29 protein-coding genes and 1 tRNA gene are annotated in these 20,438 nt (G+C 68.2%); 12 read left to right on the top strand and 18 right to left on the bottom strand.

The window, feature by feature from the left end:
* Positions 1 to 115: 115 nt before the first annotated feature.
* The 5 genes from K6U06_RS19705 (at position 116) to K6U06_RS19725 (ending at position 3,344) form a co-directional block, all read left to right on the top strand.
* Positions 116 to 1,333, top strand: a complete 1,218-nt coding sequence (locus K6U06_RS19705) for an oxygenase MpaB family protein (protein ID WP_262323684.1) — start codon at positions 116 to 118, stop codon at positions 1,331 to 1,333.
* 544 nt (positions 1,334 to 1,877) lie between these two features.
* On the top strand, positions 1,878 to 2,018 hold the full coding sequence (locus tag K6U06_RS19710) for a hypothetical protein (RefSeq protein ID WP_262323685.1): 141 nt from the start codon (positions 1,878 to 1,880) through the stop codon (positions 2,016 to 2,018).
* On the top strand, positions 2,015 to 2,170 hold the full coding sequence (locus K6U06_RS19715) for a hypothetical protein (protein ID WP_262323686.1): 156 nt from the start codon (positions 2,015 to 2,017) through the stop codon (positions 2,168 to 2,170). The genes K6U06_RS19710 and K6U06_RS19715 overlap by 4 nt, the downstream gene beginning before the upstream one ends.
* The gene (locus K6U06_RS19720) at positions 2,167 to 3,144 is read left to right on the top strand and encodes a site-specific integrase (RefSeq protein WP_262323687.1); all 978 of its coding nucleotides are present in this window, start codon (positions 2,167 to 2,169) and stop codon (positions 3,142 to 3,144) included. Before K6U06_RS19715 ends, K6U06_RS19720 begins: the two co-directional genes overlap by 4 nt.
* Entirely contained in the window at positions 3,141 to 3,344 is a 204-nt protein-coding gene (locus K6U06_RS19725; protein ID WP_262323688.1) for a hypothetical protein, read from the top strand. Before K6U06_RS19720 ends, K6U06_RS19725 begins: the two co-directional genes overlap by 4 nt.
* 649 nt (positions 3,345 to 3,993) lie before the next feature.
* On the opposite strand, the gene K6U06_RS19730 is transcribed toward K6U06_RS19725, so the two are convergent.
* The 14 genes from K6U06_RS19730 to K6U06_RS19795 all read right to left on the bottom strand — a co-directional run bounded on the left by K6U06_RS19730 (position 3,994) and on the right by K6U06_RS19795 (position 13,144).
* On the bottom strand, positions 3,994 to 4,734 hold the full coding sequence (locus K6U06_RS19730) for a hypothetical protein (RefSeq protein ID WP_262323689.1): 741 nt from the start codon (positions 4,732 to 4,734) through the stop codon (positions 3,994 to 3,996).
* 58 nt (positions 4,735 to 4,792) lie between these two features.
* Entirely contained in the window at positions 4,793 to 5,122 is a 330-nt protein-coding gene (locus K6U06_RS19735) for a hypothetical protein (protein WP_262323690.1), read from the bottom strand.
* Between the two features lie 210 nt (positions 5,123 to 5,332).
* Positions 5,333 to 6,241, bottom strand: coding sequence for a hypothetical protein (locus K6U06_RS19740; protein WP_262323691.1), 909 nt, complete (start codon positions 6,239 to 6,241; stop codon positions 5,333 to 5,335).
* Positions 6,242 to 6,532, bottom strand: a complete 291-nt coding sequence (locus tag K6U06_RS19745) for a hypothetical protein (protein WP_262323692.1) — start codon at positions 6,530 to 6,532, stop codon at positions 6,242 to 6,244.
* Between the two features lie 195 nt (positions 6,533 to 6,727).
* Positions 6,728 to 7,201 (bottom strand): hypothetical protein, encoded by a 474-nt coding sequence (locus tag K6U06_RS19750; protein ID WP_262323693.1) that lies wholly within the window; start codon positions 7,199 to 7,201, stop codon positions 6,728 to 6,730.
* Between the two features lie 33 nt (positions 7,202 to 7,234).
* On the bottom strand, positions 7,235 to 8,005 hold the full coding sequence (locus K6U06_RS19755) for a hypothetical protein (RefSeq protein ID WP_262323694.1): 771 nt from the start codon (positions 8,003 to 8,005) through the stop codon (positions 7,235 to 7,237).
* A 198-nt stretch (positions 8,006 to 8,203) separates the two neighbouring features.
* Positions 8,204 to 8,635, bottom strand: coding sequence for a hypothetical protein (locus K6U06_RS19760; protein WP_262323695.1), 432 nt, complete (start codon positions 8,633 to 8,635; stop codon positions 8,204 to 8,206).
* Complete coding sequence (locus tag K6U06_RS19765; RefSeq protein WP_262323696.1) at positions 8,632 to 8,838, bottom strand: hypothetical protein; 207 nt, start codon at positions 8,836 to 8,838, stop codon at positions 8,632 to 8,634. The genes K6U06_RS19760 and K6U06_RS19765 overlap by 4 nt, the downstream gene beginning before the upstream one ends.
* Positions 8,838 to 9,206, bottom strand: a complete 369-nt coding sequence (locus K6U06_RS19770; protein WP_262323697.1) for a helix-turn-helix domain-containing protein — start codon at positions 9,204 to 9,206, stop codon at positions 8,838 to 8,840. The genes K6U06_RS19765 and K6U06_RS19770 overlap by 1 nt, the downstream gene beginning before the upstream one ends.
* 128 nt (positions 9,207 to 9,334) lie before the next feature.
* Positions 9,335 to 10,714 carry a phage/plasmid primase, P4 family gene (locus K6U06_RS19775; RefSeq protein ID WP_262323698.1) on the bottom strand — a complete coding sequence of 460 codons (1,380 nt, stop codon included), beginning with the start codon at positions 10,712 to 10,714 and terminating at the stop codon, positions 9,335 to 9,337.
* Entirely contained in the window at positions 10,711 to 11,313 is a 603-nt protein-coding gene (locus tag K6U06_RS19780; protein WP_262323699.1) for a hypothetical protein, read from the bottom strand. The genes K6U06_RS19775 and K6U06_RS19780 overlap by 4 nt, the downstream gene beginning before the upstream one ends.
* Positions 11,310 to 11,576 (bottom strand): hypothetical protein, encoded by a 267-nt coding sequence (locus K6U06_RS19785; protein ID WP_262323700.1) that lies wholly within the window; start codon positions 11,574 to 11,576, stop codon positions 11,310 to 11,312. The genes K6U06_RS19780 and K6U06_RS19785 overlap by 4 nt, the downstream gene beginning before the upstream one ends.
* Before the next feature lie 105 nt (positions 11,577 to 11,681).
* The gene (locus K6U06_RS19790; protein ID WP_262323701.1) at positions 11,682 to 12,080 is read right to left on the bottom strand and encodes a hypothetical protein; all 399 of its coding nucleotides are present in this window, start codon (positions 12,078 to 12,080) and stop codon (positions 11,682 to 11,684) included.
* A 128-nt stretch (positions 12,081 to 12,208) separates the two neighbouring features.
* Positions 12,209 to 13,144, bottom strand: a complete 936-nt coding sequence (locus K6U06_RS19795) for a tyrosine-type recombinase/integrase (protein ID WP_262323754.1) — start codon at positions 13,142 to 13,144, stop codon at positions 12,209 to 12,211.
* An 88-nt stretch (positions 13,145 to 13,232) separates the two neighbouring features.
* Here K6U06_RS19795 and K6U06_RS19800 point away from each other — a divergent pair.
* Positions 13,233 to 13,306, top strand: a tRNA-Ala gene (locus K6U06_RS19800).
* An 88-nt stretch (positions 13,307 to 13,394) separates the two neighbouring features.
* On the opposite strand, the gene K6U06_RS19805 is transcribed toward K6U06_RS19800, so the two are convergent.
* On the bottom strand, positions 13,395 to 13,985 hold the full coding sequence (locus K6U06_RS19805) for a tyrosine-type recombinase/integrase (RefSeq protein WP_262323702.1): 591 nt from the start codon (positions 13,983 to 13,985) through the stop codon (positions 13,395 to 13,397).
* 471 nt (positions 13,986 to 14,456) lie between these two features.
* Here K6U06_RS19805 and K6U06_RS19810 point away from each other — a divergent pair, with 471 nt between their 5' ends.
* Positions 14,457 to 14,726, top strand: a complete 270-nt coding sequence (locus K6U06_RS19810) for a type II toxin-antitoxin system Phd/YefM family antitoxin (RefSeq protein WP_262323703.1) — start codon at positions 14,457 to 14,459, stop codon at positions 14,724 to 14,726.
* Positions 14,727 to 14,757: 31 nt separating this feature from the next.
* Complete coding sequence (locus K6U06_RS19815; protein ID WP_262323704.1) at positions 14,758 to 15,006, top strand: type II toxin-antitoxin system RelE family toxin; 249 nt, start codon at positions 14,758 to 14,760, stop codon at positions 15,004 to 15,006.
* A gap of 257 nt (positions 15,007 to 15,263) precedes the next feature.
* Here the strand turns inward: K6U06_RS19815 and K6U06_RS19820 are convergent, their stop codons facing one another.
* Positions 15,264 to 15,491 (bottom strand): hypothetical protein, encoded by a 228-nt coding sequence (locus K6U06_RS19820; protein ID WP_262323705.1) that lies wholly within the window; start codon positions 15,489 to 15,491, stop codon positions 15,264 to 15,266.
* Between the two features lie 84 nt (positions 15,492 to 15,575).
* Here K6U06_RS19820 and K6U06_RS19825 point away from each other — a divergent pair, with 84 nt between their 5' ends.
* Positions 15,576 to 15,920, top strand: coding sequence for a GNAT family N-acetyltransferase (locus K6U06_RS19825; RefSeq protein WP_410051107.1), 345 nt, complete (start codon positions 15,576 to 15,578; stop codon positions 15,918 to 15,920).
* 664 nt (positions 15,921 to 16,584) lie between these two features.
* On the opposite strand, the gene K6U06_RS19830 is transcribed toward K6U06_RS19825, so the two are convergent.
* Positions 16,585 to 17,475 (bottom strand): LysR family transcriptional regulator, encoded by an 891-nt coding sequence (locus K6U06_RS19830; protein ID WP_262323706.1) that lies wholly within the window; start codon positions 17,473 to 17,475, stop codon positions 16,585 to 16,587.
* A gap of 75 nt (positions 17,476 to 17,550) precedes the next feature.
* On the opposite strand from K6U06_RS19830, the gene K6U06_RS19835 reads away from it, so the two are divergent.
* Positions 17,551 to 18,879 carry an MFS transporter gene (locus K6U06_RS19835; RefSeq protein ID WP_262323707.1) on the top strand — a complete coding sequence of 443 codons (1,329 nt, stop codon included), beginning with the start codon at positions 17,551 to 17,553 and terminating at the stop codon, positions 18,877 to 18,879.
* A gap of 127 nt (positions 18,880 to 19,006) precedes the next feature.
* Here K6U06_RS19835 and K6U06_RS19840 read toward each other — a convergent pair whose 3' ends face one another.
* Positions 19,007 to 19,132 (bottom strand): hypothetical protein, encoded by a 126-nt coding sequence (locus K6U06_RS19840; RefSeq protein ID WP_262323708.1) that lies wholly within the window; start codon positions 19,130 to 19,132, stop codon positions 19,007 to 19,009.
* Positions 19,133 to 19,339: 207 nt separating this feature from the next.
* Between K6U06_RS19840 and K6U06_RS19845 the strand changes: the two genes are divergently transcribed.
* Both K6U06_RS19845 and K6U06_RS19850 read left to right on the top strand, forming a co-directional pair.
* Complete coding sequence (locus K6U06_RS19845) at positions 19,340 to 19,630, top strand: transposase (RefSeq protein WP_262323709.1); 291 nt, start codon at positions 19,340 to 19,342, stop codon at positions 19,628 to 19,630.
* Between the two features lie 51 nt (positions 19,631 to 19,681).
* A complete protein-coding gene (locus tag K6U06_RS19850; protein WP_262323710.1) occupies positions 19,682 to 20,422 on the top strand; it encodes a hypothetical protein in 741 nt (246 codons plus the stop codon).
* Positions 20,423 to 20,438: the final 16 nt, after the last annotated feature.

Consider the following 20,438-nt stretch of genomic DNA (forward strand, 5'->3'; position numbering starts at 1 on the left):
TTGTGTCGGAGTCGGGGGGCTGGATACGATGAGATACAGAGATACGGACAGTGTATCTCTGCATCTAGCCAGATGGAGTCCAGCGGAGGACCGCGAGTGGCAGGGGGGAATCGGCATGACCGGTATCAGTAGGCGTCAGCTGCTCGTCGGAGGCGGGGCCTTGGGGGCTCTGGGAGCGCTGGGACTGGCGGGGCCGGCCTTCGCCTGGAGCTGGTCTCCGAGCGAATCGGTGGCCGGCCACGGCGCTGGCGCCGATCCGGCCTGGGTCTGGGACGATGCCGCCGACCCCGTGCTGGCGGCGGTGCTCAAGCGGGGGGACGTAGCGAAGGTCAATGCTCTCCTCGCCGGCTGGGTCCACAACCAGGACCCGGTCCCGCACGGTCTGCCCTCCGATGTCGCCGGTCTCATCGACTCGGCCCGCCAGATGCCGCCGTGGGCCGACGCCAACAAGCTGGCCCTGGCCGCCCAGTTCAACAAGAAGCGGGGCCTCTACCTCGGCGTGGTGTACGGGCTCGGATCGGGGATGCTGAGCACGCTCATCCCCCACGAAGCACGGGCGGTGTACTACTCGAAGGGCGGGGCCAACATGAAGGACCGGGTGTCCAAGACGGCGAAGCTCGGCTACGACATCGGATCCCTCGACGCCTACCTCCCCCAGGGGCAGATGGTGGTAACGGCGGTCAAGACCCGGTTGGTGCACGCCGCCGTACGGAGTCTTCTTCCCACCTCGAGCTACTGGAAGACGACAGCCGACGAGACCCGGCCGATCAGCCAACGGGACATGCTGGTCACCCTTCACAGCCTGGCCACGTTTGCCATGAAGACGCTGACCGGGTGGAAAGTGCCCATCCCGACCGACGAGGCGGACGCCTTCCTGCACTCCTGGCAGGTGTCGGCGCACATGCTCGGGATTCGCGACGAGTACATCCCGGCCACATGGGACGGGATGTACTCCCAGTACGAGCAGGTGCTGGGCCCGGTGCTGGCCCCCACCGCTGAAGGCCTCGACCTGGCCAACGTGCTCTTCGACCTGGGCAGCCAGGTCGACGGAGGTATTGCCAGCCGGCCCTTCATGGAGTCAATGACCCGCTACGTACTCGAAGACAAGTACGCCCAGTGGCTGCAGATTCCATACCACCCCGGCCTCGATCAGTTCATCGCGGTCGGCTGGCCGGCCTCGATCGCCTTCCGCGAGGCGACCCTGCCCCTGCCGGTGGCCCCCGATGGCTACTGGACCTTCGACGAGTTCCTTCGCCGGGCTGCTCTCTTCTACCTGTCCAACGGCCAGCAGATCGACATCACCATCCCCGACGTCAACCGCACCACATTCTGATTCCCTGCCGCGCCGCCGGTGCCGCGGCGCCGAGGAGCAAAACGATCGAGCGGTACGCCTGAGGCCGGAGGTTGCGGATAACCGGTCGTCTGATCGTGGTGTTCCTGCGGCCCTGCTCTCGCGGTGACCGCGGCGCCCGACACATCGGGGCGACCAACGAGTCGTTAACGCCGACGCCACCCGCGTAGACTGTCCAGCATGGCTGTCGGTCGTCGTAGCGAATCCGGGAACGTGCCGGTTTCCTTCCAATTGTCCTTGGCGAGGACGGTCATGAGCGTCGCCGTTCCCGTTCCGACAGTCGAGCGTCCGCCGGCGCAGGAACGGGTCGCTGAGCTGCAAGGATAGGCCGACTACACAACTCGGGGACGTAGCTCAGTTGGCTAGAGCACCTGCTTTGCAACTAGCCCGGTCCTAGCGATGTGCTCGCCTGCGTCTTTGCAGGCCGCAGACCTCCGAAACTCCGGCAGTTATCTGCTGTAGAGATCGGCCCCGGCGGTGCTTCACACACCCCGGGGCCCGGACGGAACCCCTAGGAGGTCCCGACATGCCCAAGGATACGACCGTCGCTCACCGCGAGGCCGACCGCAGGACGATCGCCGAGCTGACCGCTCAGGTCGATGCGCTTCTGGCCCAGCTCGAGGAGTGCCGCGCCACGCTTCAGCAGCTTGGCGAGGAGCAGTTGTGAGCGCCGACCGGATGACATCTGAGGAGGAGCGCCGGCTGGCCCGGCTCGAGAAGCAGGTTGACCTCCTCGAGGCGGCGTTCGAGAGCCTCGCCGCCGAGGCGGCCGCACGTGGCGTCACGGTGGCTGGACTGCTCAGAGGGGAGGCCGAGTGACCACCACTCAGCTTCCGGTAGTCCTCCATTCTCGGGGGTCAGCGGTGATGACTTTCGAGGAGCTGGTCGCTGGAGCGAGGCGCCTCGCCGCTGCGTCGAAGGCGCCGGCAACGATCCGGGCGTACCGGGCCGACTGGCGGGATTTCACCGGCTGGTGCGACCGCCACGGCCTGCAGGCGCTTCCGGCCGACCCTGACACCGTGGCGTTGTACCTGACCGACCTGGCGGCCTGGGCGAAGGCTTCCACGATCGGTCGGCGCCTCTCTGCGATCAGCCAGGCACACCAGACCGCCGAGCTCGACTCGCCGACCACTTCGGTGCGGGTGCGGGTGACCATGGCCGGGATCCGCCGGACGATCGGCACGGCGCAGGTCGGCAAGGACCCGGTGCTCATGGCCGACCTTCGCAAGATGGTCGCCAAGTTGGGACCGAGTCTCAACGGGACGCGCGACCGGGCGTTGCTGCTTGTCGGCTTCGCCGGCGCCTTCCGGCGATCCGAGCTGGTGGCGCTCAACGTCGAGGACGTCACCGACGGCCAAGACGGGCTCACGATCCTGCTGCGCCGGTCCAAGACCGACCAGGAGGGCGCCGGCCGCAAGGTCGGCATCCCATACGGCTCCGACCCGGCCACGTGCCCTGTGCGGGCGTACCGCGCGTGGCTCGACGCGGCCGGGATCAGCGAGGGTCCGATCTTCCGGCCGGTAGACCGCCACGGCCATGTCCGAGCGGTCCGCCTCGGCGACCGGGCGGTAGCCGAAGTCGTAAAGAAGGCGTGCCTGGCGGCCGGGCTCGAAGGCGCCCGCTACGCCGGTCACAGCCTCCGCTCTGGCCTCGCGACATCGGCGGCGCAGGCCGGGGCGTCCGAGCGGTCAATCATGGCGCAGACCGGCCACAAGAGCCTGCCGATGGTCCGCCGCTACATCCGAGACGGCTCCCTGTTCCGGGAGAACGCCGCTGCGATGGTCGGGCTGTGAACGATCCTCGCGTCCCGCTGCCAGAAGGGGTGCGCCGCCTCGAGCAATACAAGTGGGATCACGTCTCGCCGGCCGCCCGCCTGCACGCGCGGCGCCGGTATCGCCAGCTGCGGACCGACCCGATCCTGCGCATGGACCGCCTCGACGCTCGTATCCGTGTCGGCTACCTCGTCGAAGGCGCCTCCATCGGGGCGATCTGACCACCCGACAGTCTGCATAACCAAGGGGGCCCCGCCCGTCGGGCGGGGCCCCCTGCCGTGCCCTACTACTGGCCTTTGTGGCGGTCCCAAAGCCAACGCAACGTCAGGAACTCAGCGAGCTTCTTGAGCATGATCCCCCCTCAGGTAGATGCCCACAGGTCTACCACCCCGTTCACCATCGACGTCCTCGACGCCCGCCCCCGCGTCGGCTACCCGACGAAGGCGCCTCCGATGAGGCGATCTGAGCCGCCGAGAGCCCGCGCTTCTCGGCGCAAGCATGAAAGGCTCTCAGCGCGGCCGTGCTGGCCTCGGGGGTTGCCGTAGCGGGCGCTGCGGTCGGGGGCCTACGGCCGGTTGTCGGCCGGGAGCGTGAGTATCTCCTGACCGCAAGTGCCTCTTGTTACCGAGCGGTAACCGAGGTCAAGAGTTGGTCCCCGCGAGACCCCCCCTGTGATGCGCGGGGTTTCTGTCGGTCTGGCTCGGCGCCCGAGAACTGAGAGCTATCGGCCCCTGGTCGGCTCCGAAGGGGTGCCCGCCGCCTCCGAGGACGATGAGTTTGTGGTGGTTTGCCGCGTCTGCTCCAAGGCTTGTCGGATCACCGACCGAGCCTGGTCAGACCGCTCTACTCGTACGCCCATCACGGCTCCTCTCAGTTGCCAGGGTACACGGCTGTCATCAGGACCGGAACAAAGTTGACTGCACGCCACTCGTAGGGTTGGCCATCGCTCTCCTCGACAACGGCGATGCCAAACTCCACTCGGTAGGCAGCGATCGGGTGCGGCTCGAGCGGCACGAGGACCGTGTGAGTCAGGCTCTCCTCCGCCTCAAGGAACTTGCCGCTCAGCACGGGAACCGCGGCGAGGGGTGGCACGGGGTCGAAGATGTCGTCAGTGAGCGAAGCATCGAACATCTCTTCATCCACCGCATGAACCATGACGAACGGAGGTTCCGGTATTTCCGATAGCTCCAACCTCGATGTCGAGCGGTTACAGACGACCAGGGATAGCCGAAGAAGGTGTTTCTCTGCGTAGGTGAAGCACGTGCCTTCGATGGTCACGTCGCAGCGGGAGATTGCGAGCTTCTTTGCGTCCGACCGCGCCCGGACGTACACGACATAGGCGACCACGGCGGCAACGCCTGTAACGATTGCTGTTGCAACGGTTCCAGCGGCCGTCAGAGCATCCGCCCACGAGATACCCGTAGCTGGGGCCTGGTCGAAGTGGCCTGCCCCGATGAGGCCTGCGGTCACCCCGAGGACAACTAGGACGACCGCTGCGAGCAGCTTGACCCAAGGATCGGGAGACCATCCGCTCCGCTGCCCCAAGAGCAGAGCCGCCAGCAACAGCGCCCACGCCATGAAGATCAGGACAGGGAAGAGCGCCGGGCTCATGAGCCCAGCACGGTAGCCGCTCCCGGCCGCTATCCCGGCGTCGGCTGAGAAGTGTGCACTACCGAGCGTCAGCACCCCGAGGGGCGGGCGCGCTCACTAGGAGCAGGTTCTCGTGGCGGACGACGAAGCCGAGGGTCATCGACGTGACGATCGACCACCCGAGCCGCTGCCAGAATGACCAGCGGTCCGGGGTGATCGCGACGACAACCCTTCCGTGGCCATTCAGCTCTCCGATTGCTCGACGTAGCACCTTCGCTTGGCTCTCGCCGCGAAACAGTGCGGGCCACCCTCCGCGCCAGACGACGCTCTCGACGGAGTTGTAGGACACTGGCGCTCCGCTCACTGCCCCTGGAGGCACCGGGGCGGCCAGCACCTCGGGCGACGCCACCGGTACGGCGACGTTCAGCGGCGACCAGCACATAGGACAGGCCACGGCGCCAGGCACTTGCTCGGTGCCGCAGTTCGGACAGGCGTGCGCCGGTTCGGCGGTCGTGCTCAACGCTCCCCCTGTGACGTCTTGAGCCGCGCCCCGCGTGCGCGGGGTCGATGGGGAGAGTAGCAAGGGGAGTCGGCGCCGGGAATGGTGACGTATCGGCGCTCAGAGGGGCGTGACGAGCAGCGACCGGTTCCAGAACTCGCCGGCGTTCGTGCCGCTGGAGTGCCGATATTGCAGCTCGAAGGTGTGCGACCCGGGGGTCAGGCCGGCGAGCACGACGGTGACAGCGCACGTGGCGAGGGTCTGGCCTCCGACGCTGAAACAGTCGAGCAGCGCGGTTGTGTCGCTGCCGCCACCGCCGGTCCACGCGGAGCCGTCGATGAAGAGCCCGACGTAGACACCGTCGCCAGCCGAGTTCGATTCGAGCTGGGCGGACGCGTCGAGCTTCACCTTCCCGGAGGCCCCGACCACGGCCGTGACAGACGGGCCACCGTCGCTCACATAGGACGTGCTGGTGACCGAAATGACGTTGGCTGCGAAGCTCTCGACGGCGGGCAGCACCTCCTCGGTGTTCCCGGAGCTGTCTGTCACCTGGAGGCCGTAGTCACCGGAGGCGAGATGCCCGGCCCGGACCCGTTCGGCGGTCGTCGCGTCATACGAATGCAGGCCGGTGCCGTCCAGGCGGGTGATCTCCTGGCCGGAGCTGTTCCACACGTGCAAGCCCATCGAGTCGATAGTGACCAGCTGGTTGCCGGACCCGTCATAGAAGTGCTGGCCGGCGGCGTCGATCTTGGTGCGCAGGTTGCCGTTCCCGTCGAAGAACGACTGGGAGACGGTGCCGTCCTCCTGCACCCCGAACATGGCGAGCTGGCCGCCGGTCGCCGGGTTCACCAGCTGAATCCCGTACTGGGCCGGGTTCGACGCCGGCGCCAAACCGATGTTCACGACCGCCCGGCCGATCTCGTCGGTCAACGTTGTTTGTTGGTTGGTTGCGATCCCATCGACGTCGGTGCGCAGCTGGGTGATCATCGACACCAGATACTGTTCGGGCGGGACAGGGACAGGCGGCATTTAGGGCTCCTCGGGTGTGGTCATGTCGCGGATCGAATCGGCGGTCAGGGCCGCGAGCTGGTCGAGGGCTACCTCGAGGGGCGTCGTCCTCGCCTTGGCCCAGTTGCGCACGTAGGCGGCGGCGGTCGACGCGAGGACGAGCGCCACCTCCCGGAGGTAGCGCTCGTCGTCGGCTTCGCGGGTCAGGTCGAGGACCCGCTCCAAGTCCCCTCGCGCGTGCGCGGCGACCATCGCGGTGCCAGTCGCTAGCACCCGGGCGGCTCGGTCCGCCTCGGCGGGGTGTTCCATCATGAGCGGGTTCCTTCGGTGGGGTGAAAGGGGGTTGCACCGCCGCGGCGATCCCCGACGGATACCGCGGCGGTGCAGACTGCGGCGCAGGCCGGGTGCGAGCGGCGAGAAGTGGCGCCTCCCCGTGGCCTTCGGCAAATGGCAACAGGGGCCCGTGGCGCAGCCCCCTGGTCTGTCCGTGAACGCCGCAAGCTGGGGCTAGCGCGCCGCCTGGCGGAGGAGCCGGTCGATCGCCACCCGATCGGTACCAGACAGCCTTCCGTACGCGGCCACTCCCGCAGCAACCTGACGTTTCCGGTCGGCCGGCCGGCGACTCTTACGGACCCGGGTGCTGGAGTGGAGACGGCCAAGCGCAGCGAAAATATCGCTCCGGGTGACCGCAGACGGCCGGCGCCCCAGCGCCTTGCTTACGCCAGTCGCTAGCGGCTCGATCGCGTCGGGATCGCAGTAGCCGAGCAGCTGCCCGTTCGCGTCGAACAGGGCGATCTTGCCTTCTTCGGCGGCCTTCTTCGCCTTCGCCACTCGGGTGGCTGTTTCGGCGAGCGGGCGAGAAACGCCGTCAGGGCCGGCGATCCGACGGGCCTTCGGATCGAGCCACGCGCCGGAGTAGAACTCTGTCAGCGCCCGGTGAGCACGCTCGTACCCCTGGCTGTCATGGTCGTTGGTGGGCATCGGTATGCAACCTTTCTCGGCGGTCAGCCGGAGCTATCGGGTGATGACCCGCTGCCCGATGGCGGCGGGGACTTGGGGGCGGTCAGTGGGCGGCCGCCAGGTGAGGCCGAGCCGGCGCCGTTCGGCGTCAGCTGCCCGGAACATGCGGTCGGCGTCCTCCGCCTCGGCGGTGAGCTGGCCGAGCCGCTCAAGGAGGCCGCTGGCGGCCCCGAGGAAGTCGAGGGCTTGTCGGCCAGGGGCCGTCACCTCTCGCTGCCAGTTCGCGATCTCAGCGGCGAGGCGCTGGCCGGCGTCGAGCAGCTCCCCGAAACGGCGTTCAGCCTCGACGTCTGAGGCGAGCGCGGTGGGACCGTCGATGCGGGCCACGTCCAGCCCTAGAGACCGCCACGCCCGCTTCTCCTCGGCGTAGGCGGGCGGAGTCATGATCGCGGCGTTCTGCGCGGCGATCAGCTCACCGCCGGCAACCTCGAGGGCTGCGGCGCCGGCATCGGCGGGCAGCACCGCTGCCGGCAGGAGTGACTCGACCCGTTCGAGTGCGGCCAGCTCGGCGGCGTTGGCGACAGCGGCGTCGAGGTCGCCGGCTGCCACCGCCTCGGTGAGCGCGGCGCGGGCAGCGGCGGCCCGGTCGGCGTGCTCTGCGCGGACCGCAGCGGCAGCGGTCCGCGCGGCGAGCGCCTGGCGGAGATCGTCGGTCGGCCAGTGCGAAGGCAACGCGTCGAGCCTCGCCTCGACCGTCGGCGGGGCCGGCGGCTCGGTGGTCTGCTCGGCCGGGGACTCGACGTCGGCGGGCACGTCGGCGGTCACCTCAGGCGCCTTCGCCTTCGGGTGGCGGCTGGGTCGCAGCATCTTCCTTCTCTTTCGGTTCGGGGCGGCGATGTTCGGTCGGGAGTGCCCACGGGTCAGGAGCGCCGCTGCCCCTGACAGCGGCGAAGAGGGCGGTCCAGGATTTGACGCGGTAGCCAGAAGTCGCCATCACCTACGCACGATCTTGAAAGACGCAGGTCAGGCCGCTTTTCGCGGAGGCCACAGAAGTCCGAGACGACGGGCTTGCCGGTAGTTGTGCGCCGCGGTCGGTAGCGCGCCCTTGTGCTCTCGCGCGAATTGGTGACAGCGGGCGCAAAGGTCCTCCAGGGTGCGGCAGGCCACCTTCGAGTTCTTCACCCGGATGGGCGCCAGGCCGCAATGTGCGCACAATGGCTCCGGCGGCTTCGTGTAGAGCTCGGCGGCCCGCTCGAGGTCGTCGAGGAGCGCCAGCAGCGCGTCGTCTTGGGCGGTGGCCTGGTACGGCGCGGCGAAGGCGTAGAGCAGGACCGCTTCGAGCGCCACCTCGCGGCCGGAGCGCCCCTGGTCGGGTCGTGGCCACACCGCCGGGTCCGGGTCAGGATCCACCCCCCTGACCCACGCCTCGGCAGCGGCGTCCTCGGCGGCAGTCACCAGCCCTGACCGCCGAGAATCGGGTCTTCTCGGTCATCGAGCACGGTCTCGTCCTCGACTCGGATCAGCACCGCTTCGCACGCTTGGATGGCTCCGGCGAGCCGGTCCAGGGCCCGGCGGCCCGCATAGTTGCCCTGCACAGCGAAACCGGCCAGCGCAGCAGCTCTCAACGCCAGCGGCCGCAACGGCAACGGCGTTGGCATCAGCGGCACCGTTGGGCGGTGCGGCCATACGGCCGGCCTTGGCGCCACGGATTAGAGCGACCGTGATCTGGTGACGAAAGGGCCACGAACGCCGCGGTCGACTCGGCATCCAGGCCGATCGCGCTGGCCATCGCCTCGGCCGTGGCCACCGACACGACCGCCCGGCCGCGCTCCGCTGCCGACCAGTGGTGGCGGCTGATCTGCGCCGCGGCCGCAGCGTCCGCGATCGACAGTCCCGCGGCGGTCCGGGCGTCTCGAATCCGCCGCTGCAGGTCCGCTCCGGCTGGCCGGATGTCACCTTGACTCCGCGGGTCGTCTTTCATGAGGTCCGCGGCCGCGTCGTCCCGTCCAACGGGTAAAGCGGGCACCGTCAGGTCTGGCTGGGTGGCTGCGCAGGGGGTTGCCGGGGGTTTTCCGTATAGGTCCTTCACGGGCGTGCGTACGGGGATAAGCGGAGAATCCCCGCAACCCCCTGCGCGTGCCGGCGGCGGCAGGCTCACCTCTGGTCCTCGACCAGCCCGATCCCGCACCACCACGTTCGGCGCTGACGGTCAGTTGTGGAGTCCAGGCCCCGTTCCCGCAGGCGGGTGGTGAGTGCCTTCTGGGACATGGGGTGCAGCCCGCAGGTTTCGGCCCATGCCCGGTAGCTGGCGTACAACGCCGCTGACTGGACGGTGGCGCCAGGCGTCTCGACGCAGCACTCGGCGATGAACTGGCCGACCACGTCCGAGTCGATCCGGTACTCCTCGGTGGCAGCGGTTACCGCGGAGGGCGTCGTGAGACCGCTCGACTGCCATGCGAGACACCCCTGCACTGCCCACGACAGGACACCGGGCAGTTCCTCCGCTAGACGTTCCAGGAGGTGGGGATCGCGGTCCTCCTCGGGAACAGTGACGTCGAACGGGACCAGCCGCAACCGACGCCAAATAGCCAGGTCGGTGCCGCGGACCGTGGGTCGGTGGTTGGCGCCCATCACCACCTTGTGGCTGGGCGCGAACTCGAAGAAGTCCCCCCGCATGAACCTGGCCTTGAGGACGTCGCCGCCGGTGAGCACCTTCACCATCTCCTCGTCGAACTGGGCACCGGCCTGAACCTCTTGGGCGATGACGAGGCGACGGCCGAGGAGGTCGGCCACGCTCGTCGGATGCTCCGGGTGCTTGCTGACCACAAGGAGCCGCGGTGGAGCCGGGGCTGCGTACTCGCCGAGAAGCCGGAGCAGCAGCGAGGTCAAGGTCGATTTGCCGTTGGCCCCGCTGCCAAGGAGGAACACGAGCACCTGCTCCCCCACGGTCCCGGTGAGGGTGTACCCGACGAACCGAGCGAGGAACTTCCTCACCTCGGGGTCGGGAAGTACCTGCTCGAGGAACGCGGCAAACCGCGGCGAGATGGCGTCCGGGTGGTAGTCGACGCCGTCGCCGGCCATCTTCGTGATGAGGTCCTGGCGGTCGTGGGGTTGGAGCAGCCCCGAGCGCAGGCTGATCGTGCCGTTACCCACGTTCAGCAACCACGGGTCGGCATCCAGTTCGGCTACCCGAACCGGGATCCCCGGCTCGGTCGCGGCCAAGGTCAACATCGCGCCGATGCCACGTGCGGACTGGCTCTGCACACCCCATCGGAACCGCTTGTCGTCGCCTAGGCGGTGCGCATCGTCGAGGATCGCGTCGGCAACCGCCTTAGCGCGACGATCGCGCTCGCCGGTGTGGTCCCGGGCCCAGCGCCGGCCATCCCATGCCAGCCACGCCCCCCATTCGGGAACGTACCGGAGGTCGTGGCCGTGCTCGGCAACCAGCCGTCGCGCGTTGCCGAGTTCCGACATCTCGAATGTGCACGCCGGGTCCCCGGCCCGTACCGGAGTGAGGTGCCTGGCGACGCTCATGCTGCGACCTCCCCTGTCTGCGGGTGCTGGGTGCTAGCTGGCGTCCCGAACCGAGTGTTCCCTCGATGCGCAGCTCGCAGGTCGTCGATCGCCACGACGAGGGACTGCACGGTGGCGGCCAGGTCGTCGATCGAGCCGGTGGTGACCATCTTGGTCAGGTCGTAGGCGGCGTGGGCCATACGACGGCGGATGGCGCCGTCAATCACGGCTCGGGCGTGCCGCCCGGCGGCGTCGATCATGCCCGGCCGGGCATCGACGATCTCGAGCAGCCAGGTCAACGGAACTTCGGCGGCGACAGCCAGCGCCTCGAGTCGCCGTACCTGGCGATCGCCTACGGGTGCCCGCTCCTCGGCTCGGATTACGTCCTCATCCAGTGCGTGAGCCACGATCCTGCCCGCCTGGGGCAGGTAGAAGATGGAGGGGTCCGGAATGCGCTGCTGCTCGACCTTCCCCCCGACGATGGTGGCGGCTGCGTTGGCAGCGACGATCAGTTCGGCGGCCGTGGGCCGGAGATGGTCCGTGGTAGCATTTCCGTGAATCGAGCCGTTGTGAACGCCGTCCGGATTCCCCTCCGGGCGGCGTTTTTCGTGGTAGGTCACGCGGCTGTGTCCCCCGTCGTCCGGCGCTGGGCGCGCACCACGCTGGACTTGAGCGCCAGCCTGGTCATGTCGGCCGATCGGGCCGCCTTCGCACGACGGGTGCGTTCGGTCTCGCTCAGCTGGCGGTCAGGGTCGACCTGGTCGAGGTAACGATCCCACCGGGCCTGGCGCGCTGCGGCGGTCGTTTCTCGCGGGTCGCGCTGGGAGTGGAGCGTGTGCGCTGCGAGCCGAGCCCGCAGCGTTCGTTGTTCGGGCGTAAGCAAGGAAACCCTCCAGGGGTCACTTGCCGTCTGCCCTACAACGGTGTCAATCGCGAGCCGGACTGCTCTGGGCGCACTCTGTTAGTCCGACAGTATATAGCACAATGCTCAGCGCCCGGAGTCTTTCCATTCCGCATAGTCGGCGGCACTGTTGAAGTCGACGCCCCGGTCGCTGGGGCCGGGATCCCAAAGCGGTCCCAGCCTGTGCGACAGGAGTGTCACCTGTCGGGTGCGAGTCCGCAGCGCCGAGCGCAACGCCTGCCGCACCTCCCGGCCATCGATCGTTTGCACGCCGTGCGAGCCATGGAGGCACTCCGATGTGAAGTCGAACCGCTCGAGTTCCGCAATGCTCACCCCGACAGTGTCAAAGGTCTTGGTCCGCTGGGCAGCGCTGCGGGCTTCCCACTTGCTGAACGTCTCGCTTGGCTCACCCGGCCAGCCAGCGGACTCTTCGACGGACTTGGGGTACGAATGGAGCAGCTTCGTCACCCAGAAGGAGTTGAGCACCGTCCGGGATCCTTCTCGGTGGATGCGGACCTGCGACAGGATGGTGGGGTTTCGGGCGCTCCTGCCGCTTCTGGCGCAGTTCCCGCAGATGACCACGACGATCGGCCTGGTCAGCTTGGCGTGGGGACTCACAGCCGGTCCCCGACCCCTGAGCGCCGGTACGCCTCTCGAGCCCGATCGGCGGCGACGTGCGCGCCGTACCGATTCAGCATGGCCCTCGACCGCCAGCCGGCGAGGACCATCAGGTCCCCCTCGTTGCCGCCCTGCGACAGGTAAGCGCTGGCGAAGCTGTGCCGGAGCTGGTGGGCGTGGATATGGCCGATGCCAGCCTCCGTGGCTCGCCGCTCGAGCAGCTGACGAAGCCCGGCGTAAGTCATCCTCCCCTGCCGGCCCAGCCACAGCCACGGCATGTCTGCGGCCTGGTGACGGGCCCGGACCCGGAGGTAGCGGTCGATAGCGACGCCGGTCTTGGATCCGAACGGCGTCGAGCGGGGCCGGCGTCCCTTGCCCAGGACCACGGCGACACTGAGGTCGAGGTCGAGGTCGTCGACGCGCAGGTTGACGCACTCGGACGCTCTCATCCCGGAGTCGACCAGCAGGCGGATGATGGCGGTGTCGCGGCGGGCGGCGAAGTCGGTGCCAGCGCACGCAGCGAGGAGCTTCTTCAAGTCGGGGTCGGGGATGACCGGCACCGTGGTCTCGGGGATCGTTGGTGGGCGCATCTTGGCCATCGGAGACTCGGTGATCTCGCCTTCTTCGACCAGGAAGGCGAAGAACCGGGCGAGGGCCCGGTACCGGTTGGAAGCGGTCGCTGGCTTGAACCTGGCCAGCAGGTCGGTGATGAATCCCTCGACGTGGGCCCGTTCGACGCGGTCGGCGGCCGTGGGCAGCTGCTCGGCCTCCAGCCACCGCAGGAACAGCGTGGTGGCCTCCATGTAGGTCTCCACCGTCTTGGGGGAACGGTTGGCGGCCTGGAGGGATCGGCGCCACGGGCCTACGAGCTCGGCAAGGGCCGGGCCATCTACGCTTCTGGGCTTAGGTGAGGGCTTGACAGGTCTGACGATAGGTGTAACTTATGTGCTGCACGAGCGTTGTGCAAGGGGTCGAGGAGGATCCCGGTCAGCAAAAGCCCAGGTAGATGGGCACAAACTAGGGGACGTAGCTCAGTTGGCTAGAGCACCTGCTTTGCAAGCAGGGGGTCGTGGGTTCGAGTCCCATCGTCTCCACGCAAACCTGCTGGTCAAGAGGGGTGCGGGTGCCCGTTCCAGCCGCTCGTGGGCTTGGCCGTCAGCTCGATCGCGCGTCCGGTGGGGTTCATGTCGGTCCGCTCGGGACGGGCCAGGCGTTGCAAGCCATCAGCGATGGCTCGGTCCCGGTGGTCGGCGGCGTGTTGGTAGATGAGGCGGCCCTGGGACTGCCGTGGCCGAGACGGGCCATGAGCTCCTGGGTGGTAGCCCCGGCTTGGGCAGCGAGAGTGGCGCCGGCGTGGCGCAAGTCGTGGACGTGGACGTGGACGGTGTCGGAGAGCCCGGCGTTGCGGCGTGCCACAGTCCAGATCGATGACCACTTCGAGCCGCTGGGACTGCCGCCCCTGGCACCGGTGAAGAGCAGAGCGTCGGAGCCGGCATCGACGTAGCGGTCGAGGTGCGCTTGCACTTCGGCGGCGACGAACGGCGGGAGGGTTACCCGGCGGATGCCGGCTGCGCTCTTGGGGGCTGTGCGCACGAGGGCGCCCCCCACCTCGACGAGCTGGCTGCCGACCACCACCTCACCGTGGAGGAGATCGATGTCGCGGCGGAGTCCCACGCATAAGTACGAGATCTGGATCAAGGCCTTGACTGGCGAGTTGGCCACGGTGCAGGCCGCGTCGAAGTCCGGCGCGGACCGCACCACGGTGATTGACATTACGGAAGGTGGCGAAAGACCGTGCTATTTGCAGCGCTGCAAGCGGCGGCGACCCGTCGGCGTCGCAGCGCAGCGCAGGAGACCGAACTGAACCCGCTGCAAGCCGACACCGCCGGCTGCAGGCCACGATCGTGGAGTTGTCGATCCAGAACCTCGTGCTGCGGGGAAAAGCGCCCTGGGGCTCGTAGGCCCGATCGGGCGAAGAGTCCCCGCCGAGGTCAAACACAAGCCGTTGGCGATCATCACCGAGGCCCACCACCGGCGGGTGGGGGCCGGGCCGTCTCCGTGGCCCACGGAGACGATGCAGCACGTCCTCCCAGGTGTCCGTGACCATGTGGAAGTCCCCACTGGTGGCCCCGGATCACTACGCCTACTAACTGTGAGGCGCAGCGAGCGGTAGCGATATGGAGCTCCTACAACGGCTGCGTGACACACGACGGCCTCGCCTACACGGTGACTATGATTGTGGTCATGTCCGAGACCCTGCCGCTCGCCGAGATCAAGGCCCATCTTTCCGAGATCGTCGACCGGGTCGAGCGCGAGCACGACCGGGTCGTCCTCACGCGCAATGGCCGCCCGGCTGCGGTGATCCTCAGCCCGCAGGACCTGGAGGCGCTCGAAGACACCCTTGACCTGTTGAGCGACCCCGGAGCCATGGCGGAGATCGAGGCATCCCGGGGCGATCGCGCCGCCGGCCGGGTGTTCGACGCGGCGCAGCTGCGCGCGAAGTACCTCCGGTAGCAAGGTGACATCACCGGGGCATCGACTCGTGGTGACGGCGACTGCGGAGCGGTCACTCGCTCGCCTCCCCGACAGCCCGGCAGCAGCCATCGTCGAGTTCATGGTCGGTGCACTCGTTGACAACCCTCGGCGGGTTGGACATCCCCTCCAGCGGGAGCTCGCCGGCCTGTGGGCGGCTCGACGGGGACCGTACCGAGTCGTCTACGAGATCGACGACGACGGCGGCACGGTGACCGTCCTGCGGATCGATCATCGAGCCGACGTCTACCGGCGTCGCTGACCGCGGGCGAACCTCGGTTGCAGTAGCCACCGCAGTAGCCACCGGGGCCAGAATGTCGGGGTGCGTGAGCGGTCGGAAATGGCTGCTGGCGACGCATGTGGACGCTCAGGAACTCTCCGCCCTGGTATTTGCAAGCAGGGGGTCGTGGGTTCGAGTCCCATCGTCTCCACGCAAAAGTGCTGGTCAAGTGGGGTGCGGGTGCCCGTTCCAGCCGCTCGTGGGCTTGGCCGTCAGCTCGATCGCGCGTCCGGTGGGGTTCATGTCGGTCCGCTCGGAGCGGGCCAGGCGTTGCAAGCCATCAGCGATGGCTCGGTCCCGGTGCTCGGCGGCGTGTTGGTAGATGAGGCGGCCCTGGGACTGCCGTGGCCGAGACGGGCCATCAGCTCCTGGGTGGTAGCCCCGGCTTGGGCAGCGAGAGTGGCGCCGGCGTGGCGCAAGTCGGGGAGGTGGACGGTGTCGGGGAGCCCGGCGTTGCGGCGTGCCACAGTCCAGATCGATGACCACTTCGAGCGGCTGGGACTGCCGCCCCTGGCACCGGTGAAGAGCAGACCGTCGGCGGCGGGCAGCTCATAATCGAAGTGGACGGCGAGGGCGTCGGCTCGATGTCATACATCCGGATCCCCTACGGACCGAACCGCAGGAGTCTGGCATGGCGGATCGGTATCACCGTTCTCCCCAAGCACCGGCGACGGGGCATAGGCGCCAAGGCCCACCGCCTTCTCGCAGAGCAGCTGCTCACCCAGAGTGACGTTCATCGGGTGGAGGCTGACACGGACCCAGAGAACCCCCCCGAACGCCGCGCCCTGGTGAACGCCGGGTTTGTTCAGGAGGGGGGCCTGAAAGGCGCGCAATGGCGCAACGGCGCCTGGCATGACCGAGTGCTCTTCGCTCTCACCCGGGACGCCCTCGGCTGACTCATTTAGCTGGTTGCCTCCCCAGTCGCCGTCGCGCCCGACAAGCTGCGGCTACACCCAGCAGGGCGGAGAGTGCAGCGACGAGAGCGGCACCGGTGGGGAGAATGGATCTTTCGAAGATTGCGACAATAAGCAAGCCGAAGAAGAGGGTAAATATGGAAAGTTGTGCAACAGCCCTCTTGCGCACGTTCCCAGATGTCGCCGTAGCGCTCAGGCGGCTTGGGTGTCAATGCGTTCGAGGAGCCCGTCGAAGGGCCGGGTCGGCGCCGTATCCGTTGCCGAGTATCCGCTGGTCCGAGCCACTGCGTCACCCTCAAATGAGGAGCGCCGAGCGAGTCGGGCCCAGCGTGAGCCGCTCCGCCAGCGCCAACTTAGCCCGTTCCAAGGCCGCTGAGTGTTTTGGGCGCCAAGGCCGGAAGCGACGACTCATGCTCTCACCACCGCCACCGTGGTATTCAGACTGTGAGCAGCTGCTCGTAGTGCTCAACAACGGGGAAGGGATCATAAGCAAGGCTGGCGACAGCTCGCTGGGGCAAGGGGCAACTTCACCCGGTGTTGACCGAATGGGCCTGTGGGGGTCGGTTCTCAAATCGGCACTGGTGTGGGCGATGGTGTCGGCTGTCAACGGCGCGGTGGAACGCACGGGACAAGCGGCCTGCGCGCCTCACACCCCGACCGCGGTGCGTTGCGCTGCTGCCGCGAACGCTCGTGCTGCCGGGCCTGAACGGCGCGTAGCGGGCATCGCTAGCGACACAGCGAAGCGCGGCGCGTGGTGGCGAATCGCTACGAGGGCGATGTCCGGGTCGAGGGTGACGAAGATCGGTGAGGTGATCGCGACAGCGATCCCGTGGCGCACGAAGTCGCCGACGGTTGCCACATCGTTGATCTCGTAGGCGATCGTGCGCTGTACGCCGGCCGCTGCGAAGGCGCGGTCGGTCGCCAGACGGATCCCCCAAGCCGCGGGTAGCTCGGCGAAGGGCTCGCCGGTCAACGCGGCGAGTTCAATGTCGCGGCGGCCTGCGAGGCGATGTGCCGCCGCGCAGGCCAGGTGCAGCTCGCCTTCGATCAGGGTCGTGAGGTCGAGCCCGGGCAGATGCCGATCGGGCAGGCCGACGAACGCGAGGTCTAGCTCGCCGCTGCGTACCGCCGCGGCCATGTCGGCGCTGGGGCTCTGGCGCACGGCCACCGTCACTCCGGGATGCTCGGCGCGAAACGCCGAGATCGCCGCAGCGACGCTGAGGGCGGAGGGTTGAGTGGTCTGCATGATCCCCACGCGCAACGTGCCGCGCAACCCGCCGCGGACCTCATCGACGGCGTGCTCGACGGCCGCCCCGGCCCGCAGCGCCGCTCGTGCCTCATCGAGCAGGGTACGGCCGGCGTCACTGAGCGCGACGCTATGAGTTGTGCGCCGAAAGAGCTGGATACCCCACTCGCGCTCGAGATTGCGGATCGTTGCTGAGACCGCCGATTGAGCGACGTGCAGTCGCTCAGCTGCGCGCGAGAAGCTCGCCTCTTCGGCGACGGCGACGAACGTGCTCAGCTGCCGGAGGTCCACCGGGACATGCTAATCACGATCGACGATAACTGATAGCGCTGATTTGCGTTGCCGATGATTACCGCACGGCTCATCATGGCGGCCATGGCCTCCCTCCATTCCCCATCGACCGCCTGGTCCCGCCACCGCATGGGCTTCTGGTCGGTCGCGTTCGCGTTCCTGGTGGTGATGGCGTTCTCGACCGCCCCCAGCCCGCTCTACGGCCTCTATCAGGCCCGCGATGGCTTCTCGTCGTTGGTCATCACCTTGATCTACGCCGTCTACGCCGCTGGCGTGACCGTGAGTTTGCTGTTCGCGGGGCACCTGTCGGACTGGTACGGGCGCCGGCGCGTGCTGCTACCCGCGCTGGCTACCTCGATTCTGAGCGCAGTCGTGTTCCTGGCCACGAAGGACCTCGTGGGCCTGCTGACCGCCCGTGTCGTCAATGGCCTCTCCGTCGGCGTCTTGGCCTCCACTGCAACGGCGTATCTCGCCGAGCTCGACGCGGCTGCGAGACCGGGCGCCGGCCCGCGCCGCGCCCAACTGACCGCGACGGTGGTCAACCTTGGTGGCCTCGGCCTAGGTCCGGTCGTCGCCGGCGTGCTGGCGCAGTGGGGCAGCGATCCGCTCACCGTTCCCTATGTGGTGTTCCTTGCAGCAATGGTGCTCGCCGTTGCTGTTGTGGTGCTCGCACCGGAGACCCGGGAGCGGGCGGTGCCCACGCCGCCCTACCGCGTCCAGCGCGTGTCGGTGCCTGATGAGGCTCGGGGCGCGTTCGCTGCGGCGGCCACCGGCGCGTTCTTGGCCTTCGGCGCTTTGGGACTGTTCACCGGGTTGGCCTCCACCTTCCTCGCCGGCACTCTTCACCACACGTCGCTCGCGCTGGCGGGCGCAACGGTTGGGCTAGTGCTCTTGAGCAGCGTGCTCGTCCAGGTCGCCACGCTGGCGTGGCCGATACCCCGGATCCTGGCTGGGGGGATGGCGCTCATGCTCGTGGGCCTCGCTATGACGGTGCTCGCTGTCTGGTTGGCGACGCCGAGTCTCGCTCTATTCCTCGTCGGCGGTGCGGTCATGGGGGGCGGGGGCGGCGCGGTGTTCAAGGGCACCGTCGGGACAGTGGTCACGATCTCACCGCCTGCGAGCCGCGCCGAGGCGCTGGCCGGGCTCTTCCTGGCCGGCTACGTCGGCCTCTCAATTCCGGTCGTCGGGGCCGGCGTCGCCCTGCAGTTCGCCAGCGCCCGCACGACGCTGCTGGGCTTCGCCGTTCTGGTCGGGGGGATGATCATCGCAACCGCGCCGCGCTTGCTCCCCCGCGAGCCGATACCGGCACCGGTTGGCGTGAGCGGCGACTCACCGCTAATCGATGACAGCCAGAGGGGCCGGCCCATGAAGTGCGCCTTGGGCAGGAAGCATGGCGATATCTGATGCCTTCATCTCCTGACACTCAAGGACGCACTTCTCGCACGGCGAACAAGTGGACGCGGTGATCGCCGAGGATGGTGTCCCGTGTCGTGGCGTAGCTCGACGGTACCGGCGTGGTGCTCGGCGTGGGTCACATGGTGCTCAGGCGGTGACGGGCAGGGGCGCCTCCGGGGACGATGGCGGGCTTAGTCTGCCCGGTGGCGAGCTGGGTCATGGACTCTTCGGAGAGGTGGCGCCGTTCGGCGATCTGAGCCACCCTGGGATCCTTGGAGGCTCCATACCTTGGAAGCGGGGATGGAGTTATGCCTACCGAGATGTCTCCGAGGAGTCCGACGACCCGGCGTTACAGCAAGTCGGAGAAGGATCAGGAGGTCCGTCTCGTCCGTAAGCCGCGTGAGGACCTGGGCACCTCTCAGGTGAGCCTCCCCTGGAGTCGTAGAGGCATGCTCTATGAGGAGGGCCCATGCCAGAGAGACGAAGGAAGTTCGATGCGGAGTTCAGGGCCGGTGCGGTCCGGATCGTCCGGGAGACCAAGAAGCCGATCGCGCAGGTCGCCCGGGACCTCGGTGTAAACGAGGGCACCTTGGGGAACTGGGTGGCCAGGGACCGGGTGGAGCGCGGCGAGTCGGAGGGCTTGACCGGCGATGAACGCGCCGAGTTGGCCCGGCTGCGATCGGAAGTCGCCGAGCTGCGGATGGAGCGTGATGTCCTCAAGCGATCCGTGGTCCTTTGGGTGAAGGAAGCGACGAAGTGACCGTGACGGACCATCGAGGGGCGCAAGTTCCCCCGCAAGGCGCCCGTGCACATGCACAAGAGCGACACGTTCCGCATGGCTCTCGGCGCGCCGATCATCGTCGGGCGGCGCAGCTACGAGCACGGGGAGTTCCGGGTGCAAAAGGCGGACACCTTCTACGGGCCGGAGCTGTGGAACGACGAGATCGGCACCAACCAACTCCTACTCGTTGCGGACCGGCGGGGTGTCAAGCCGTACCTGGCCGACGCTGGCGGGCAGATCCACGTCGACCAGGCACTGGCCAACGACGTCAACCTGGAGGGCATAACGTTGCTCGGCCGGGACGACAAAGTCGACCACCAGGTGGGCACCAACTTCGCCGCGGTCATCCACGCCGGTCACTTCGACGCCGGATTCGACGACACTGATGCCTGGCCGGAGCTCGCCGACGGTAGTCGGGTGGCGGTGATCGCCATCGGCGACACGGACCACGGGCCGGCGATCGTCTGCTGGGATCGGCCGCCCGGCGCGCCCGGGCTGCCCGCCATCGAGCTCCGTGCCGACCTGCTCCGTCTCGTCGTGACCGGCTCCTGCACCATCGGGCCGCGGGCGCTCGGCCCGCTCGGCTTCGTGCTTCAGCAGGCAGGAAGCGTCCACGACCCATCGACGCCCGGGCCCGACGGCTCGCGGGAGCTGTGGATCCTTGCAGGACGGAACCCGTGGTCGCGCGAGGCCGTCACGGGCCTGTCGTCAGCGGTGCTGAGCGGCGTGGAAGACGGCCTCTCCCGGGCGTGCGCCGCCGCGGCGGCGTGAGCCGAGCCCGGACCTG

Source organism: Acidiferrimicrobium sp. IK (assembly GCF_025499425.1).
Taxonomy (GTDB): Bacteria; Actinomycetota; Acidimicrobiia; order Acidimicrobiales; family Palsa-688; genus Acidiferrimicrobium.

What these genes read in the sequence shown, in the direction of transcription:
- K6U06_RS19850 (WP_262323710.1), top strand. Translation starts at nt 19,682, where the DNA reads ATGCACAAGAGCGACACGTTCCGCATGGCTCTCGGCGCGCCGATCATC.
- K6U06_RS19705 (WP_262323684.1), top strand. Translation starts at nt 116, where the DNA reads ATGACCGGTATCAGTAGGCGTCAGCTGCTCGTCGGAGGCGGGGCCTTG.
- K6U06_RS19765 (WP_262323696.1), bottom strand. Translation starts at nt 8,838, where the DNA reads ATGCCAACGCCGTTGCCGTTGCGGCCGCTGGCGTTGAGAGCTGCTGCG.
- K6U06_RS19730 (WP_262323689.1), bottom strand. Translation starts at nt 4,734, where the DNA reads ATGAGCCCGGCGCTCTTCCCTGTCCTGATCTTCATGGCGTGGGCGCTG.
- K6U06_RS19750 (WP_262323693.1), bottom strand. Translation starts at nt 7,201, where the DNA reads ATGCCCACCAACGACCATGACAGCCAGGGGTACGAGCGTGCTCACCGG.
- K6U06_RS19810 (WP_262323703.1), top strand. Translation starts at nt 14,457, where the DNA reads ATGTCCGAGACCCTGCCGCTCGCCGAGATCAAGGCCCATCTTTCCGAG.
- K6U06_RS19845 (WP_262323709.1), top strand. Translation starts at nt 19,340, where the DNA reads ATGCCAGAGAGACGAAGGAAGTTCGATGCGGAGTTCAGGGCCGGTGCG.
- K6U06_RS19835 (WP_262323707.1), top strand. Translation starts at nt 17,551, where the DNA reads ATGGCGGCCATGGCCTCCCTCCATTCCCCATCGACCGCCTGGTCCCGC.
- K6U06_RS19805 (WP_262323702.1), bottom strand. Translation starts at nt 13,985, where the DNA reads ATGTCAATCACCGTGGTGCGGTCCGCGCCGGACTTCGACGCGGCCTGC.
- K6U06_RS19745 (WP_262323692.1), bottom strand. Translation starts at nt 6,532, where the DNA reads ATGATGGAACACCCCGCCGAGGCGGACCGAGCCGCCCGGGTGCTAGCG.
- K6U06_RS19775 (WP_262323698.1), bottom strand. Translation starts at nt 10,714, where the DNA reads ATGAGCGTCGCCAGGCACCTCACTCCGGTACGGGCCGGGGACCCGGCG.
- K6U06_RS19710 (WP_262323685.1), top strand. Translation starts at nt 1,878, where the DNA reads ATGCCCAAGGATACGACCGTCGCTCACCGCGAGGCCGACCGCAGGACG.
- K6U06_RS19740 (WP_262323691.1), bottom strand. Translation starts at nt 6,241, where the DNA reads ATGCCGCCTGTCCCTGTCCCGCCCGAACAGTATCTGGTGTCGATGATC.